Raw genomic sequence first — 13,891 nt, 5'->3', positions numbered from 1 at the left:
ATACATGTGCCGAATGCCGGAGCGGCGTTCCTGAAACGAAAACCAAACCTGCGATGAAGCTGTTTACCCATCCCGGCGCAAGTTCGCTCTCCGTCCATATCCTGCTGCGGGAAATCGGTGCGCCATTCGCGCTTGAAGTGGTCGACGTATCGCAGAAGCGCCGACCGGACGGTTCGGACTATCGCACCGTCGCCCCCCGCGGGATGGTGCCGCTGCTGCTGCTTGAGGACGGCACATGGCTGACCGAGAACGTCGTGATCGCCCAATACCTGTGCGAACGGTTCGGTCGCGACGATCTGCTTTCCGCCGTCGGCACGATGGAGCGCTACCGGGTGCTCGAATGGCAGAGCTTCACCGCCGCCGAATTGCACAAGAGCTTCGTGCCGCTGCGCTGGCCGCTTGACGAACGCGCGCGCGCCGTTGCGCTGGAGCGGATCGAGGGCCGCCTTGCGCAGGCCGAGCGCGATCTTGTTGGCCCCTTTCTCACCGGGGCGACCTTTACCGCCGCGGATGCCTATTTCTTCGTGATCGCCAGCTGGACGCGGTATTTCAAAATTTCCCTGGCGCCCTTTCCCCGCATCGCCGCGCTGCTGCGCGTTGTCGGGCGGCGGCCTTCGGTAGCGGTGGCCATTGCGGCCGAGGGGCAGGGCCTTGTCACGACCGACGACACCATCCCGCTGCCGTAGGTTTCGAAACGCGACTGGGGTGTTCGAGGATGGCGTCGCCCCGCCGCCTGGCGAAGTTCGATCAGGACACTCATCAGTGCGCTATGGTCGGGGACGTCATCTCAAATACGCATTAGTGCGTTGATTTAAATATCGTTTTGATTTTACGAGATTTTCAGTGCCCCCATTGAAGCCCCTTTTAGCTTATGCTGCCCCGAAAAAAATTTGCGCCGCTTTGGTGTTCGGGGCCTTGAGTGCAGCCGAGGCAGTGATCTTCACCCCGCCTCCGACTTGCTATCGCTCAGTGTGATCACGTCCAATGGGGAAATCTGCCATTTCCAGACATCTCCCTGTGAGGGGTCTGCGATTCAATAAACATTAGTTTCAGTTTCAGTTTGCCGTTTTGCTGGCTGGCGGGCCTTCGGGGCCGATCGCGTCGGTCCTGGCCGGAGGACGGTCGGGCTTTGCAGCGCTGCCGTGGTCTCGGAATTGGCTAGACGGCGTAGACAAATTCGGGCGTGGCCGGAGCGGCAGCTATCCCAAATTTTCCCTTGAGAGCGGTCTTACCGGAACGCCCATCTGCAGTCATAAAGGTTCGATGCGGATGTCTCCAAGGTCAGGGTAATGCAACAGCCCCGCCTGATCATCGTTGACAAGTATGCCGGTCCCAAGAACATCAGCCCATTCGTCCGCGGGATATCCTGCGGCAAACTGCCGGCCGGCAAGGATGCCAATTACGGTCGCTGGATATCCATCGATGAGATACCGACCGCCGATGCAAATCTCTGTCATTGATTGCCCCCGGTTTGACGGTCAATTTATGTGGTTTCACGCCCTACGTCATCGATAAGCTGCATGACCGCAATCCACCAAGTTTCGACGACAAGCGCCCTTCCGGACACGCCGCGATTGCGGACAATAGCTACCTAGAAGGCAAGGTGTCGAGAGGTGGCTCATCATGTGGACCTGTAATGCGGAAGGCTTCTATCGCATCCCAAGCATTGACGGCCAGTGCTACTTTGAATGGACAGCTAAGCATCCAACGAAACCGCGCCGATTTGCGTGCCTGAGCGACAATGCGCTGCAATATCTCGTCCGACGGATTTCGCAGCACGTCTTCGAGGAGGCTGCATCCCATGAGGCGAAGGAAATCTGCATCGTCCACGCGGGCTACTGCGAGGATAACGTAGGCTAGCGCCTGTTCAGAATCGTAATTGTGGCATTCCAGAATCTCGCTGAAATCCTCAACGTGTTCTTCTGGCCACTCACCCTCTCCATTGGCATAATAGCTGGCGTAAGCGTCAAGCTGTCGGATCAACTTGTCAGCATCGTCCCGCGCCAGCACCGCATCAAGTTCGTCAGAATAGCTCATAGCCGTTCATCTCATTGTCGCGTTTCAAGCAAGCTCCGATAATGCCGTCAGCCTAATGTCCGATTACCCCGCCCTCCTTGCCGTTCGAACGCTCGTCGGCGATCCCGAATAGCAGACATCCTCCAAAGCGGAATTCTTCCACGCGCCCTAAGTCGCTGGGTGCTCTTTGGTCGATGCCGGTGGTCAAATCCGATCTATTTCAGTCTGCCTCTCGCCGGCGTCTTTCCCGTACACCCAAAGTGGTCTTGAATATCAGCGTCGATTCTCGAGGGTTGAAATGAAGAAGTCGATCCTAATCGCTATGGCAATTGGTCTGGTTGCGATCGGCATCTACGGCGGATCGCCATACTATGCGCTGCATTCGCTGCGAGCCGCTGCGATAGATGCGGACTCTGACAAGCTTGAGGCAAACGTCGATTTTCCGGCCGTTCGTGACAATCTGAAATCGCAGATGACGGCCGCGCTAGTGAATAAGATGCAGAACGATCCAGAGATGAAAAACAATCCGTTCTCTGGTCTGGGCCTACTTGTCCTTCCTGGCATCGTGGATCGTATGATCGATGCCTACGTCACACCAGATGGAATTGCCGCGATCCTCCGAGGCCAAAATCCGACGGAAAAGACCAAGATCGAGGACAATCCAGACATCCAAAGTCAGGCAAGGTACGTGTCTCTCGATCGGTTCCGGGTTCGGTTGCGCAATGTGAAACTGAACCAGGAAGGGCCTTCATTTTTGCTCGAGAGACGTGGGTTCGCAACGTGGAAGGTAATCAGGCTGGAGCTTCCGCCCGGGCTGATGAACGAGAAGCCCTAGCCCTATCGACCCATCCATCGGAATGGGACCTGTCCGCGGATGACCTCTCCGATACAATGCATGATCCGGCGCCGCCAAATTTGATCAATCCTCGGCTCGCCACTGTCATCGCAGCATGCCATCAAGCTGCATCGATTCTTCGGGGGGCATTATGAAAACCGTTGGGTGCGTTATGGCGCTCGTCGCCGCGGGTCTCTCTGTGCCAGCGATGGCGTCACCTCTCACTCTGGATGAGATCATCCTGTTGTCACAATCCGGCATTGGTGATGAGGCGGTCGTTGCCAAGGTCAAAAACTCGGCGACCCACATGGATCTGAGCGTCGATCAGATCCTTGATCTGAAGAAGAAGGGGGTGTCCGGGCCGGTGATTGCGGCGCTGCTCGAGGCGCCGGCAGTGAGTGCTGCCCCGGCGCAGTTGTCGCTGGACTCGCCAGACCCGGCCGTCCCGCATGCCCCGGGTGTCTACCTCTTGAACGACATGGCCCAAAAGATGGTGCGGATCGATCCGACCGTCACCAACCAGGCCAAGACCGGAGGCCTGTTCGGGTATGCATTGACCGGCGGCATCGCTTCCATGAGCGTGAAAGCGGCGATCCAGAACGCTTCGGCCCGGACGCACACGCCGGCGAAACAGCCGACGTTCTATTTCTTCTTCGACGAATCCAATCCGAATACCCAGAATGCCGCCGTGACCTGGGCATCGGGCACCGCCGCGACCGTGACCTCGGCGGCCGAATTCACGCTTGTCCACCTCATGGAAAAGAGCGGACGTCGTGAAGCGCGCGTCGGCAGTATCAATCTCGCCGGCGCCAAGACCGGCGTCATGGACAAGGATCGCATCGGCTTCGACTATCAGATGGTTAGGCCCGGCGTCTTCCGCGTCCAGCCCACCGCGCAATTAGCAAAGGGCGAGTACGGTTTCATCTACTCGCTCGCAGGCGGCGGGGCTGGGGGCGCGGTGACAGCCCGCATCTTCGATTTCGCGGTGGATTGACCAGCCACCACTGGCGTAACTGCAAGGCGGGTGGGTTGTATGGCGCTCATCAAATGCTCTGAATGCAATCGTGACATTTCGGACCAGGCGGCAACCTGCCCAGGATGCGGTGCCCCTGTCGTGGTCGGAGAAGAGACGGCTACGGCCCCGGACCGTCCCTCATTCGTTGACGGGCGTTTTAGTGCAACGCGCGAAATGATGGTGGCTCTGTGCAAGTCTGCCGTGCAGGCGTCGAACTATCGCGTTGACGCGGTCGACGAGGCCTCCGGCACCATCACCTTCACCACGGGCATGACAATGGGGTCATGGACCGGGGTCAGCGGCACAATCATCTACAATGAGGTGTCGCCGTACCTGTTCGAAGTGTCTGGCACCGCAAAGCAGAACGTCCGTGGCGGACAGGTGGTGGCACTCGATCTATTCGGTGAGGCAAAGAGCAAGATCGACAATGTGATCAGGGAGATGAAGCGGCAGGCGGAGAATGGAGAGGTCGATACGGCTGGACCGTCCTCGAATGGTGCTGGTGGGACCGGCTGCGCGGTTATTCTGGCCTGCGGTCTGATTGCGCCGATAGGGTTGCTCGGGCGGGCGCTGATCTAGGCTGCGAGTACGTCAGTGACAGGTACAATGTTTGGTGCCGGCCCGGTTGCCATCGAAATTATGATCGAACGGACGGCTTCGATGCTGTGGCTGTTCCGATCGTTCTTGTAAGCGGCGAAGCGGACAACCGATCCGATCTGGCACCGGCGCTTGCCCTCGATTGGAACTTGCGGTGGACCATATTCAATCCGGTGCAGGAAGATCCATCGGGACAGCTAGCGGCGTTTGGCAATGACCTCTGGTCGCGGATCTCAAGGGCGTTGATGTAGTAACCCCGTTGCGCCTTCCGATCCAAAGCGTCTGATACCAGCCCAGACAGCTTCACTCCGCTACTGCGCGCTTCCTTGCCGAATTTGCCGCTGTAAGCGCACCCGGCTCGATAATGTCGAAACCATCTCCTGATCCATCCGAATGGGGTATTGCCTCTCAGCGCCCGTCAGACGGGAAACGGCGGCGAAATCGCGGGTCCTACCTGGGCGGATTGAACGACATAAGCGCTGTGGAACCGCTTTTGTTCTCACTGCGTGAGGTTATGACGTTATCGATAGTTTGAAGTTTTAGTCCCGGCCGCCGGCGCGATAACTCCGCTTTCTTTGGTGCGATTGAGCTGTCAGCACCTTGACGCTATCGTTGGGCGTTCGCATCCTGCTTGCGATGTCTATTCCAATTCTTAGAGCTGTTGCCAGCCATCCGATTGGTTCGCTGCTAATCAGCACCGCAGCGGCATTGCTCTTGGGCTCGCTGGCGACCGCTGGGCTGAACACACTTTTTGTTGCTAGATTGATGATTGCGGCATCGTTTCTGCTATGCCTATCGATCTTATTCTTTAGCGTTACGACAAAGCGTCTCACCCGCATGAATCGGTTCCTGGTGGCTGCTGTGCTACTAGTAGTTCACGTTGGCTTGGAGCGCGCAGAGGCATGGTATACGCCAAAACCAAAGCGTTTACCCGTTCCACCTCTTCTGCTCCTTCTCGAGCCCCCAGTGCCAGGTTACATTCATCCCGAGACGCTTGTTCCGGGGCTTCCGCTCGCCACTACCTGCATCAAGTGGCCAGTAGCTGGATATGCCAATTTCGGGAAGGTGGGCGACGTCGAAAATGATGACGTCATGCTCGGGATATCGAGTTTTGACTTACGAAATCTCACCGACCGCCCCCTTAGATTGTCGTGGGAACTTACAATTAAGGGTGAGGGCTTGTCGGCAAAGCTTAGCGGAGATGGAAAGGGGCGCTGGGAGCGTCAGTTGAACAAGAACGACTTGAATGCTCAAAACGGTGGAGGGGTGGAGTGGACGCTCTCCCCTGTCAACATACCTCCTAAGGCCAAGGTTTCTGTGCCCTTCGGGATCGGGTTTGTGGCTCCCAATGCAGATGACGAACTCCGTGCAGCCCTTGTGCCGGGCGCTTTAAGCAAAGCTTATGACGCAGCCATCATTTTCCATGATCTGGACACCGGCCGATCCGGCGCAGTGTCGCTGCCTTTCGGGCAGTCCCCGATAGATTCGGGAGAACCGATATGGAGTGATCTTCACAACCGGTTGAAGAAGATGAATAAAGGCGAACCGACGTGCTAGCGGCGACGGGCAGTAAGAGTTGGTGCTGAGATCCGTCCTATGAATTTCGTCGACGGGTACAAAACAGCAGTCAACTATCCCTCACACCTTTTTGCGGTGTTGGGCGACGGTCAAGGTGCGTGGCGACAACTACGATGGCCGGTTGAGCGGCAACTATGATGGCCGGTAGGATCGGTTGTCTGGGCTGATCGTAGGGAGGGGCGTAGCCCCGACCGGAGAGCGGACCAGACAACCGGTGGCGATCTTTTTCCCCTTCTTTCGGGGGGGCTGATCGGGGCTGTGGCGGGCGGTGGTATCGGAACACTCATCGAACAACGAGCGATGGGTTTGCGATGCCGGGCCACCACATTTCCGATCAGCAGGTATTTCTCTTCATGACCCATCGTCGCCAACACACCCAGGCCGTCGCGGCTGCCAAGGCCGGTATCAGCGAGCGCAGCGCACGCCGGATCGAGAACGATCCGCAGCTTCCGTCCCAGAAGAAGAAGGAGCGCCACTGGCGCACCCGCGCCGATCCGCTCGAGCCATTCTGGCCACGCGTCGAGGAGTTGCTCCAGATCGACGGTATCATTGCCGTCACGGTCTTCGAGACGCTCCAGGACGAGTTCGGCGAGGATGCTGTTCCCGATGCGATACGACGAACACTTGAACGCCGGATCGCCCGCTGGCGGGCACTGCACGGCGGCGAGAAGGAGATCTTCTTCCCGCAGCATCATGAGCCCGGTCGGCAGGGCCTGTCGGATTTCACGGTATGCGACAGTCTCAAGGTCACCGTTGCCGGCGAGACCCTGGCCTATCGCCTTTACCACTTCCGCTTGGCGGCGAGTGGCTGGGAGCATGCGGCTGTCGTGCTGGGCGGGGAGAGCTTTGCCGCCCTTTCGGAGCACCTGCAGGATGCCTTGTGGAAGCTGGGCGGCGCGCCGGCCGAACACCGCAGCGATTCCCTGTCAGCCGCCTACAAAAACCTCGACGCCGATGCGCAGCGGGATTTTACCCGAAGCTATGACGAGCTGTGCCGTCATTACGGCATGCTCGCTACCCGCAACAACCGCGGCGAGGCGCACGAGAACGGATCGATCGAAGGTCCCCATGCCCATCTCAAGCGACGGCTCGATCAGGCCTTACGCCGGCGGGGAAGCCGCGATTTCGTCAGCATCGAGGCCTGGCGCGAGTTCGTTGAGGCGCAGGTCGCCAGACAGAACCGGCGGCATGCTGCGCACATCGATGCAGAACGCAGGGTACTCAAGGCGCTGCCCGCAAGGCGAACCACCGATTTCGCCATGGTCACCGTCGATGTCACCCGCAACGGCACCGTCGCCATCGATCGGGTTACCTATTCGGTGCCTTCCCGCCTCGTCGGACGGCGCCTCAACGCGCATCTCTTTGACGATCGCATTGAGCTCTTCCTCGGTCCGGACAGGGTAATGTCCACGCCGCGTGTGCGGATCAGCCATCCCCACCGGGGGCACAGCATCGATTTCCGGCACATGATCGGTAACCTGCGCCGCAAGCCTGGTGCGCTGCGCAACCTCGTCTACCGCGAAGCCCTGTTCCCCGATCACGCCTACCGGCGGGCCTGGCAAGCCTTCGATGCCCAACTCGATGGACGGCAGGCCTGCCGCGATGCCGTCGCGCTGCTCGATATCGCCGCCAGGGGCGACTGTGTCGACGTGCTGGCCCGGCGGATCGATGAGGCACTCGACAGAGGGCGCTTGCCCGATGTCGATGCGCTCAGGGACGAGTTCCTGCCAACCGCAAGATCGCAGCGCGATGTCACTATCCCGCCTCCCGATCTGCACAGCTACAACAGCTTGATCGCCAGCGGGGAGGTGTACTGATGACCCGCACCAAGGACCAGGCCGCCGCCGTGCTGCCTACCCTGCTCAAGGCCTTGCGCCTGCCGAGTATCAACCGCAACTGGAAGCGCCTCACCGACACCGCCGATCGCGATGGCTGGCCGGCCGCCAACCTGCTGGCCTCGCTTCTCGAGATCGAGATGGCCGATCGCTCCTCCCGGCGCATCCAGCGCCATCGCGACCAGTCCGGCTTGCCCGCAGGCAAGACCTTCGCCACCTTCGATTTCGACGCAGCCCCCGGCATCCGCAAACCGCACCTCTTGTCCCTCGCCGCCGGTGACGACTGGATCGAGAGCGGCGGCAACCTGCTGCTGTTCGGCCAGAGCGGGACCGGCAAGACGCACGCAGTTGCTGCCATTGGTCATGCCCTCATCGACACGGGGCGGCGCGTCCTGTTCTGCTCCACCACCGACATGGTCCAGAAGCTCCAGTCCGCGCGCCGCGACCTCAGCCTACCCGCCATGCTCGACAAGCTCGACAAGTTCGATCTCATCGTGCTCGACGATCTGTCCTACGTCCGCAAGGACCAGGTCGAGACCAGCGCCTTGTTCGAGCTCATCGCCCACCGCTACGAACGCCACTCGCTCGCCATTACCGCCAACCAGCCATTTTCGGCATGGGACAACGTCTTCCCTGATCCCGCTATGACTGTCGCCGCGATCGACCGCCTCGTGCACCACTCGATCATCATCGAGATGAACGGCGAAAGCTACCGCAAACGTTCCGCCGTCGCCCGTATCAACGCCGGCGATTACGACCCGCCGAATGGCGCCCCGGACCGGCCATCATAATTGTCGCTGGCTTCGCGCTCGGGAGCACCCTTGCTGAGGCAACGGGTAATTGTCGCCAGCGGCAATTACATGCCAACCATCCCATGCGCTTCAGACCCTCGCTTCCGGCCAGCGTCAGCGACAATTACCCAGCGTCGTAATTGTCGCTCGACGGTTGCTCCCCGCAACAGCAAATGGTAGCCAGAATTCACCAACCGGCGCGGCCACCTATCGGCCATCATAATTGACGCCGACCGGACTCCGTAATCGTCGCGCTACAGTCAAGGCGCAGGTGGTTCCGCGAGTGTATTTCGGCAGAAAAGAGCGACGCCAGTCTTTGCTCAGAGGTCCCGTCAGCCCCCGCCATTGCTTCGCGGATCGAGCGCACTGCGATCCGGCTTGCCTGGTCGGATGCGATCAGGGCTGCGCGTTCAACGCGGCGTTCGGTTTCTGATCTGAAGTTTCGGGAGGCGCGCTGAAGCGGTGCCCGGTCAATGGCGGCATTGATCACGATAGTCTCCGATGGTGGTGGAGCGACGGCACGCGGGCACTCGTGCCGGCGCTCACGGGGTGAACTGGTTCGAGATGAGGCGCGCGAGTCATGCCGCGGCTTCCGCTTGTTCGATCCGTTCGAGCATCCGCTCGGCGCGGTATCCATCTTGCTCGCCGGCGCTGACGTTAGCCAGGCTCGACAGGAACCGTTGGACGGACTCCGCGTCCTCCGGGATCAGGCGGTCTGTGCGGTAGCCGATGAGTTGCAGCCCGCGCTCGAGTCCTGCGAGGCAGGCGCCAATGGACTTGCTCTTCCAAGCGCCAGGTAGAATGTCGTTCAGGCGGATGCCGCTGGTTGGAAGCTCCGCCTTGGAAGCACGCTTGCCGACCTGCTGGACAGCGTTCGCTATCTCATCTGAAAAATCATCATCGTCATCACACGCGCCAAACCGGCGCGCTGTTTCAACAGCATATAATCCTCTTGCTTCGGCAACATGTAATTCCCCCTTTAAGGGAATATAATAGGGGGTAGTTTTTGGCAGATTTCTGCGGGTTTCAAAATCGCGTATGTCAACTATCTCGCCCGATTGGTTGTCTCCCATGTCAACCATTTCGCTGAGATTGTTGTCGCTGGTGGCAACCATTTCCGCATTAGATACTTGTCGCTCAGTGCAACTATTTTCGGGATATACGACCCGGATTGTTTTGCGTCGGCGGTCATCGTCCTGCTGCTCAATCACGACGTAACCGAACTCGCGCAGCCGTTTGAGGGATTTCGAAAATCGGGCGATGTCGACCCCGATGTCATCGGCGAGCGTCTGCCATTTCGCGAAGCAGCCCCGACCGCCGCCGGAGCGAACTAGAGACATCCCATCCCGGAGCGCGATTGCAGCAAGCGCCCTGATGTCGAGCGCGTGTAAGGGTGTCGGTTTCGTAAACCGCGACCATGCCGAGCAGGGGCACCACATCGTAATGAGCATTGGGGATGCTCGAGAACACGCGTAAATCGTCGAGCGCGAAATCCGGCGTTTCAGAAACGGCTGGAAGCACGTTTATGGTAGTTGGAAGCTGCATGTCAGTGGACTCCGGCCAGATTTGCGTTCGGGTGGCCTAAATCGGATTCCATTCGCTCGATCTGCTCCCCTGCTTTCTCGATTTGCACCGCCACGCTGCGCGCCAAGTCGTGGAACAAGTCGATCCTGCGTAACGCCGCTGACTGTTCCTCTTTGCTTCTCTCATACCCCGCGTACAGATTGTGGGCCGCCTCTTCGCAGGTCTCGATCAACTGCGCTATCTGACCTGCCTTGACGGAGATTTCCTGCGCCACGAGGACCATTCGCCTAACGGCCTGGTGTTTCGCGCTCGCGTTGGCTTCGTTTGGAGGACGTGTTTCGCCTGGGCGATCAAGGCCTTCTCCCGATCGTCGGTAGGATGCCCGCCGCAATCGTAGATCGCGACAAACTTCCGCAGCGCGTCGCGGCTCGTTTGCGGCTGGTATTCGTCCATGGCGGACAGCGCTGCGAGGTATTCCGGCTCAAGGCTGGGGTCCTCGTTGTGCGCAACGAACATCATGCAAAACCGGGAAATCGGATCATCTTCCCCCAGCACGGTCGAGGGCCATTTGCTCGCTACGGCAAGGGTGTCTAGGTCGGCACAAGTCATCGAATCGCCCTCCTGTGGCGGTTGGTGGTCAGGGCCGGCGGGGGAGGTAGTGGCTCCCCAGCTGGCCCGCTTTCATCGGGCACCGTGCCCGGTGAAACTCTATCCGGCCTCCCTCTCGGGAAACGGCACGATCTCGGCCCCAGTACGGAGCGTATCGAGATAATCGCTCCACCACTGGGCCATCTTCACGCGCTCCGGCCAATGCTGGCCGCGGTGATAGGCGGCGCGGACCTTGTCCTCGTCGCCATGGGCCAATGCCCTTTCGATCGCATTGGCGCTCCAAAGGGGTTGTCCGGTTTTCGCGTCTTGTGCTTCGTTCAGCAGCGTTGACGCCGTTGCGCGGAAGCCGTGCGCCGAAACTTCATCGCTACCGAACCCCAGCCGGCGCAATGCCGCGTTGAGGGTGTTTTCGCTCATCGGCCGCTTGTGCGTTCGAATACTGGGAAAGATGTAACCTTCGCTCACGCGCACAGCATAAAGGCGGCGGAAGATCTCGAGCGCTTGCCGGGACAGGGGCACATGATGCGGTTTGCGCATCTTCATCCTGGCAGCCGGGATAGCCCACACCGACTTGTCGAAGTCGATTTCTGGCCATTCGGCGTGCCGGAGTTCGCCCGGACGCACGAACACATGCGGCGCGAGTTCCAGAGCGAATTTCGTGGTGTAGTGGCCATTGTAGCCGTCGATCGCCCGAAGCAATTCACCCAGCTTCTTGGGGTCGAGGATTGCGGCCCTGTGCTTGACGTCGGGTGAGAGCAGGGCGCCTTTCAGATCGCGGGTTGGATCGGATCGAAGGCGGGTGGTCGCTACCGCGTACCGGAACACTCCACCTGCAAGTTGAAGAGCCCGACGGGCTGACTCGATGGCGCCCCGAGCTTCGATCTTGCGAACCGCATGAAGCACCTCGGCCGGCTCAATGTCCGCGATCGGGATCGAGCCAAGGCTGGGGGTAAGCAGTCCGATCAACCACTCATTCTTGTCGGCAGTCTTGGGTGCCCAGGCCCGATTTCCATCACGCCTCTTATGCGCGATGAACTCGGATGCGATCAGGGCGAACGTGTTGCCGGCGTCAGCCTTGGCGATGATCGCCCGCCGTTGCTTCTCGCGTGAAGGGTCTTTGCCCGAGGCCAATTCTGCCTTGGCGGCATCGCGCTTTGCCCGAGCATCGGCGAGGCTGATCTCGGGGTAAACGCCGATCGCCAGCTTCTTCTCTTTGCCGTGCACGCGGTACTTGAGGCGCCACAGTTTCGCGCCTGTTGGCGTCACCTGAAGATATAGGCCGCCACTGTCACCAAGCTTGAATGCCTTCTCTCGGGGCTTTGCGTTCCGGACTGCCGTATCGGTCAGGGGCATGGGGGCCTCACATTATCGGATTTCCGAAGAATGCCCCCATCTGATCCCCCAAAGCCCCCGGCTGCGCCAAGTCCTTCGCGGGTTAATGCGGGTCAATATGTGAGGATATTCCTAGGATTTCCCGGGCTTGTAAAGGGTCATGCGGGGAAATTCGGGGTTTCCAATGGTGCCCGGGGACGGAATGCGGGCAGTGATGAAAAACAATCACTTAGCGGTGACCAACCATCTTCATTGACCGACGCAATCCCGCCGAGTCCCGCAGTTGCGATGTCCAACCATTCGAGCGGGATTCCGCAATCGGGAGTCGAACCGACTCCGAACCCCGATGTGGGCGGGGGCAAGGGTGAGTGGGCCGAAAGGTATGAGGCGGCGATGGCAGCCGTTGAGCGCCGCAACCAAGATGCAATCGCGCGCGCCGGCAGCCTTGCTGCGGCCTATGGCGACGATCCTTCTCGGATTGTTCCTGGTCGCGGAATTTGGGCTGGCAAGTGGTGGGTGCTCAAGGGCGCTATTTGCGATGGACCATATGACCGGCGATCGGAGGCGGTGAGGTTGGTCGCGCTTGATGAGCCGGACCAGCACGCCTTTTGCATCGGAGATTTCCTCCCATGACCTCTCTCCCCGAAGGCTTCGTTGCGCACTCCGGTGGGCCGTGCCCTGTGGCGCCAGATACGATGGTGACCGTGGTGTTCCGCGATGGCCAGGTCGTTGAACGGGAACGAGCCAAGTTTTGGTCTGGCCCTGGTGAAGACTGGTGGCGCTGGCAATCCCACAACCACGACAACGACATCATCGCCTACAAGGTGGAGAACCCCTGATGGACCCCGAGCTTGAGAGGCTGCTGGAGCGTGCCCGCGAATGGGAGCGCAATGCCACGCCAGAGGAAAAGAAGGCCATGCGTGAAGCCCAGCGCGAGAGTTTCATCCGCGCGATGGGGCCTTGCGAGCATGGCGATTACGATTGGGAAACGTGCCCCCAATGCCTTGCCAAGGTTTTTGGCACGCCTTCCACCGAAGGGAACCCCTCATGACAGAGACACCGTTGGAGGCCGCATTGGCCAAGCACCTTCGCGAACTGACGAAGGTAATTGTCAGCCATCTTGGTGGCGGTAGCGAATGGTTCATCCGCATTGGCGACGACTACTATGCCGATCCTAAGGCGGTAGGCCCGGAATTGCAGCGCCGCAAGACAGATGCGCAGGTCGCGAAGAAAGCGCTCATCCGCGCAAACCGTGAGGCCACCCCCCTGCCAACAACTGCCAATAACCCGGAGACCGATGCTCACCGGGATCTGGTGGAGGCGTTGAAAGGGATAGTCGATGCGGAAATCGCGGCGGGCATTGCAGACGTATTCTGCGATTATTGCGACGCTGACATGCGCGAGAATAGCGCCGCTGAGCATGAGCGCAACTGCCCCCTAGGCAGGGCTATCGCCGCCCTCACCAAAGCAGAGGTGACCCATGGATAAGCAGACCTGTGCGACGTGCCGGTTCATGGAAAATAGCCGCTGCCGTCTCGTTCCGCCGCAAGCGACCGCATGGGCGGGGCAGCGATCCTTCTATTGGCCGATCGTATATGTGCAAGACTGGTGCGGCGATCATCAGCCCAAGGAGCCTACGCCATCCAAGGAAGGCGGTGAAGTATGAGCGAGGATATGGAGGGGCGTCCGGGCGGGCTTTCGTCTGACGATGGAGCCGCAAGCGTCTCCACCCTACGGGCTTCAATCCCTGACGCTGACA

The 13,891-nt window shown here is 59.8% G+C and carries 16 protein-coding genes; 12 read left to right on the top strand and 4 right to left on the bottom strand.

Going from position 1 to position 13,891, the window contains the following annotated elements:
- The first annotated feature begins 53 nt into the window (after window positions 1–53).
- Both FA702_RS07395 and FA702_RS22760 read left to right on the top strand, forming a co-directional pair.
- Window positions 54–686 carry a glutathione S-transferase N-terminal domain-containing protein gene (locus FA702_RS07395; protein ID WP_136955611.1) on the top strand — a complete coding sequence of 211 codons (633 nt, stop codon included), beginning with the start codon at window positions 54–56 and terminating at the stop codon, window positions 684–686.
- Between the two features lie 603 nt (window positions 687–1,289).
- Entirely contained in the window at window positions 1,290–1,460 is a 171-nt protein-coding gene (locus FA702_RS22760) for a hypothetical protein (RefSeq protein WP_168196021.1), read from the top strand.
- Window positions 1,461–1,587: 127 nt separating this feature from the next.
- On the opposite strand, the gene FA702_RS07390 is transcribed toward FA702_RS22760, so the two are convergent.
- Window positions 1,588–2,037 (bottom strand): DUF6869 domain-containing protein, encoded by a 450-nt coding sequence (locus FA702_RS07390; protein ID WP_136955610.1) that lies wholly within the window; start codon window positions 2,035–2,037, stop codon window positions 1,588–1,590.
- Window positions 2,038–2,314: 277 nt separating this feature from the next.
- Between FA702_RS07390 and FA702_RS07385 the strand changes: the two genes are divergently transcribed.
- The 6 genes from FA702_RS07385 to istB all read left to right on the top strand — a co-directional run bounded on the left by FA702_RS07385 (window position 2,315) and on the right by istB (window position 8,667).
- Window positions 2,315–2,851 (top strand): DUF2939 domain-containing protein, encoded by a 537-nt coding sequence (locus FA702_RS07385; RefSeq protein ID WP_136955609.1) that lies wholly within the window; start codon window positions 2,315–2,317, stop codon window positions 2,849–2,851.
- A 172-nt stretch (window positions 2,852–3,023) separates the two neighbouring features.
- Entirely contained in the window at window positions 3,024–3,845 is an 822-nt protein-coding gene (locus FA702_RS07380; protein ID WP_255504753.1) for a hypothetical protein, read from the top strand.
- Between the two features lie 195 nt (window positions 3,846–4,040).
- A complete protein-coding gene (locus FA702_RS07375) occupies window positions 4,041–4,445 on the top strand; it encodes a hypothetical protein (protein ID WP_136955607.1) in 405 nt (134 codons plus the stop codon).
- 630 nt (window positions 4,446–5,075) lie between these two features.
- Window positions 5,076–6,020, top strand: coding sequence for a hypothetical protein (locus tag FA702_RS07370; protein WP_136955606.1), 945 nt, complete (start codon window positions 5,076–5,078; stop codon window positions 6,018–6,020).
- A gap of 374 nt (window positions 6,021–6,394) precedes the next feature.
- Window positions 6,395–7,858: an IS21 family transposase gene (gene istA, locus FA702_RS07365; RefSeq protein ID WP_162832905.1), complete on the top strand. Its 1,464-nt coding sequence runs from the start codon at window positions 6,395–6,397 to the stop codon at window positions 7,856–7,858.
- Window positions 7,858–8,667: an IS21-like element helper ATPase IstB gene (gene istB / locus FA702_RS07360; protein ID WP_009823666.1), complete on the top strand. Its 810-nt coding sequence runs from the start codon at window positions 7,858–7,860 to the stop codon at window positions 8,665–8,667. Before istA ends, istB begins: the two co-directional genes overlap by 1 nt.
- Window positions 8,668–9,245: 578 nt before the next feature.
- Here istB and FA702_RS07355 read toward each other — a convergent pair.
- The 3 genes from FA702_RS07355 to FA702_RS07345 form a co-directional block, all read right to left on the bottom strand.
- On the bottom strand, window positions 9,246–10,007 hold the full coding sequence (locus FA702_RS07355; RefSeq protein WP_136955605.1) for a hypothetical protein: 762 nt from the start codon (window positions 10,005–10,007) through the stop codon (window positions 9,246–9,248).
- Window positions 10,008–10,213: 206 nt separating this feature from the next.
- Complete coding sequence (locus tag FA702_RS07350) at window positions 10,214–10,465, bottom strand: hypothetical protein (RefSeq protein WP_136955604.1); 252 nt, start codon at window positions 10,463–10,465, stop codon at window positions 10,214–10,216.
- 434 nt (window positions 10,466–10,899) lie between these two features.
- Complete coding sequence (locus FA702_RS07345) at window positions 10,900–12,153, bottom strand: integrase arm-type DNA-binding domain-containing protein (RefSeq protein WP_136955603.1); 1,254 nt, start codon at window positions 12,151–12,153, stop codon at window positions 10,900–10,902.
- Between the two features lie 372 nt (window positions 12,154–12,525).
- Between FA702_RS07345 and FA702_RS07340 the strand changes: the two genes are divergently transcribed.
- The 4 genes from FA702_RS07340 to FA702_RS07325 are packed head-to-tail and all read left to right on the top strand — an operon-like array spanning window position 12,526 to window position 13,620.
- The gene (locus FA702_RS07340) at window positions 12,526–12,765 is read left to right on the top strand and encodes a hypothetical protein (RefSeq protein WP_136955602.1); all 240 of its coding nucleotides are present in this window, start codon (window positions 12,526–12,528) and stop codon (window positions 12,763–12,765) included.
- A complete protein-coding gene (locus FA702_RS07335) occupies window positions 12,762–12,971 on the top strand; it encodes a hypothetical protein (protein WP_136955601.1) in 210 nt (69 codons plus the stop codon). The genes FA702_RS07340 and FA702_RS07335 overlap by 4 nt, the downstream gene beginning before the upstream one ends.
- Window positions 12,971–13,183: a hypothetical protein gene (locus tag FA702_RS07330; RefSeq protein WP_136955600.1), complete on the top strand. Its 213-nt coding sequence runs from the start codon at window positions 12,971–12,973 to the stop codon at window positions 13,181–13,183. Before FA702_RS07335 ends, FA702_RS07330 begins: the two co-directional genes overlap by 1 nt.
- Complete coding sequence (locus FA702_RS07325; protein ID WP_136955599.1) at window positions 13,180–13,620, top strand: hypothetical protein; 441 nt, start codon at window positions 13,180–13,182, stop codon at window positions 13,618–13,620. The genes FA702_RS07330 and FA702_RS07325 overlap by 4 nt, the downstream gene beginning before the upstream one ends.
- Window positions 13,621–13,891: the final 271 nt, after the last annotated feature.

The sequence above is a fragment of the Novosphingobium sp. EMRT-2 genome (assembly GCF_005145025.1).
Taxonomy (GTDB): domain Bacteria; phylum Pseudomonadota; class Alphaproteobacteria; order Sphingomonadales; family Sphingomonadaceae; genus Novosphingobium.
The sequence above is the reverse complement of the archived record's forward strand: the minus strand, read 5'-3'. Positions and strand labels throughout refer to the sequence as shown.

Coding starts and splice junctions, on each gene's coding strand:
- FA702_RS07340 (WP_136955602.1), top strand. CDS start 12,526: ATGGCAGCCGTTGAGCGCCGCAACCAAGATGCAATCGCGCGCGCCGGC.
- FA702_RS07380 (WP_255504753.1), top strand. CDS start 3,024: ATGGCGCTCGTCGCCGCGGGTCTCTCTGTGCCAGCGATGGCGTCACCT.
- FA702_RS07325 (WP_136955599.1), top strand. CDS start 13,180: ATGACAGAGACACCGTTGGAGGCCGCATTGGCCAAGCACCTTCGCGAA.
- FA702_RS07335 (WP_136955601.1), top strand. CDS start 12,762: ATGACCTCTCTCCCCGAAGGCTTCGTTGCGCACTCCGGTGGGCCGTGC.
- FA702_RS07375 (WP_136955607.1), top strand. CDS start 4,041: ATGATGGTGGCTCTGTGCAAGTCTGCCGTGCAGGCGTCGAACTATCGC.
- istA (WP_162832905.1), top strand. CDS start 6,395: ATGACCCATCGTCGCCAACACACCCAGGCCGTCGCGGCTGCCAAGGCC.
- FA702_RS07355 (WP_136955605.1), bottom strand. CDS start 10,007: ATGTCTCTAGTTCGCTCCGGCGGCGGTCGGGGCTGCTTCGCGAAATGG.
- istB (WP_009823666.1), top strand. CDS start 7,858: ATGACCCGCACCAAGGACCAGGCCGCCGCCGTGCTGCCTACCCTGCTC.
- FA702_RS22760 (WP_168196021.1), top strand. CDS start 1,290: ATGCAACAGCCCCGCCTGATCATCGTTGACAAGTATGCCGGTCCCAAG.
- FA702_RS07345 (WP_136955603.1), bottom strand. CDS start 12,153: ATGCCCCTGACCGATACGGCAGTCCGGAACGCAAAGCCCCGAGAGAAG.
- FA702_RS07395 (WP_136955611.1), top strand. CDS start 54: ATGAAGCTGTTTACCCATCCCGGCGCAAGTTCGCTCTCCGTCCATATC.
- FA702_RS07330 (WP_136955600.1), top strand. CDS start 12,971: ATGGACCCCGAGCTTGAGAGGCTGCTGGAGCGTGCCCGCGAATGGGAG.
- FA702_RS07390 (WP_136955610.1), bottom strand. CDS start 2,037: ATGAGCTATTCTGACGAACTTGATGCGGTGCTGGCGCGGGACGATGCT.
- FA702_RS07385 (WP_136955609.1), top strand. CDS start 2,315: ATGAAGAAGTCGATCCTAATCGCTATGGCAATTGGTCTGGTTGCGATC.